Genomic DNA, 1,944 nt, shown 5'->3' on the forward strand with positions numbered 1-1,944 from the left:
CACAGGTTTTTGGGGATGCGAAGATGACGACTGCACTACTTGATCGTTTGACACATCATTGCGACATCGTAGAAACCGGCAATGAGAGTTATCGGCTGAAAAATAGAAAATAAGTTCATCATTTACTATCCGCCCCAGTTGAGTTCTGCCGCTCCGACGAGCATTTTGGTGGGCCCATTCTCGCGCCAGAACTCAATTGGGGCTACCTTGAGATGAAAGCTTTAAAATAACAGGATTAATGGAACCCCCTTTTTACTTTTTGGGGGTCATTTTTGGACGCTGACAGGGGGTCAATTTTGAATGCTGATTGACAATAAATGCTAATATTTCTTTTTTGAAGAGTAAATCTGACGGCACTCTCTACGCCGAAGCCAAAGAGATTAATGAGCCGCATCGATTGGGTGCTTATGATGTTCTGGTGAAAGATGAAGAAGGAGAAGTGATCGCCAAGTTTAGTGGAATGGTCTACCGGAAAAAATAACGTGCTCTCACGTTAACAACACCATTTACTGTCCTATAGCTGTCCTGGAAGCAAAACAGCCACTCAAAGGAAAGTCTCTAAGTGGCTGTTTTTATTGGTACGCCCGAGAGGATTCGAACCTCTGACCTACGGATTAGAAGTCACTGGATTGGAAAATTCATCAAAATACTTAAGTATATTTTCCTCTTTATGCTTCAATTTCATCTACCCACCATCTACCCAAGACATAAAAATGAAAAAAGGGCTCACGCCATATGTGACGTAAGCCCTTGAATTTACTTGGTGCGGAGGTCGGAGCCGAACAAGACAAATATTTAAAAATAATATCAAAACACTACACCCTTAATACAGTTGTGTCAGAAATTTTTAGTCACAATCGTAGTCGCAACTTGTTTTCTCTTTATTATTTTTCCAACAACACCAAGGGTAAGGATGTCTCTCCAGACATGGTCCCTTTCAGGTGATTATACCAGATTTTTTACGACTTTGACAGGCACATTCATTCAACCCTATTCATCGTCCTAAGGACAGATAACGACGCTTTTTTCTGGATGATAGTGCTGAGCTTTGTCCTTGAATCCATTCTGGAGCGATACAGGGCAATTTGGCGCGAACGCATACTTTTGTATTCGTTTTTCCTGTTCGACCGAATATGATGGTTTTAACACGTTCTATTATCGTTGTGGATTGGTTCTTGCGTTTCCCCCACCCTTTAGTATTGACTGCTCCTGTAAATGCTCTCCACGCCATCGAGAAAAAAGCTACTTGCCTTATTTTTTTACCGTATACTTGCAGTGTTTTTTTGCGCGTATTGGGAATATGCCTACCACTTTGTATATTTCACAATCTTTTTTTCTATATAATACGTATTATAGTAAAGCGGAGGACACAAGAATCGATATATTCTTGCCCTTGGGTCTGACTGCGCACTTCACTGCGCACAATTCCCATCTGTCCTGTATGACAATATCTTTATCGATCGCGTTGCAACCTCGTGCATCCGTTCGTGCATCAACCTCAATAAGCTCATTATTTGATTGTTTTTACATGTCCTTTTTTACACATACTATTGCGCACTCACATATCGTTGCCTCTGACCTTTCTGAACCGATAATTGACCGGGAACAATGAATACGGTATCAGACAGTGGGTAACCTTCCAACCGTGCTACTTGACAACCTCCACGCCCCGGTTGGTTTCAGCCTCAACGATCTCGCTGGCTTTCGCGTTGCGCCCTCGCAGTTCTGTTCGCAGATCTTCCTTGACAAGCTTCCTTTTGATCTACTGTTTTACTTGTTCTACCAGGTATCAGGGACCACCCGCACCATTTTGCACGATCTCGTATAGCGGCCTCTGATGGGTCGTGCCGACAAGTCAGATCACAATTAGAAAAATGTTACGTTGACTGATTATAATCAGAACTTTGATATACACATTAAATGACACGCAGGTGCGGGGAACAT

Annotated in this window: 2 protein-coding genes; both read left to right on the plus strand. The window is 42.4% G+C overall.

Annotated elements, in window-relative coordinates:
- The coding region (locus BLQ17_RS21970; protein ID WP_176761356.1) for an ATP-binding protein at nt 1–113 on the plus strand (113 nt) is incomplete at its 5' end.
- 194 nt (nt 114–307) lie between these two features.
- On the plus strand, nt 308–481 hold the full coding sequence (locus BLQ17_RS22430; RefSeq protein ID WP_143005619.1) for a PaaI family thioesterase: 174 nt from the start codon (nt 308–310) through the stop codon (nt 479–481).
- The last annotated feature ends 1,463 nt before the right edge of the window (nt 482–1,944 follow it).

Source organism: Desulforhopalus singaporensis, assembly GCF_900104445.1.
GTDB classification, from domain to species: domain Bacteria; phylum Desulfobacterota; class Desulfobulbia; order Desulfobulbales; family Desulfocapsaceae; genus Desulforhopalus_A; species Desulforhopalus_A singaporensis.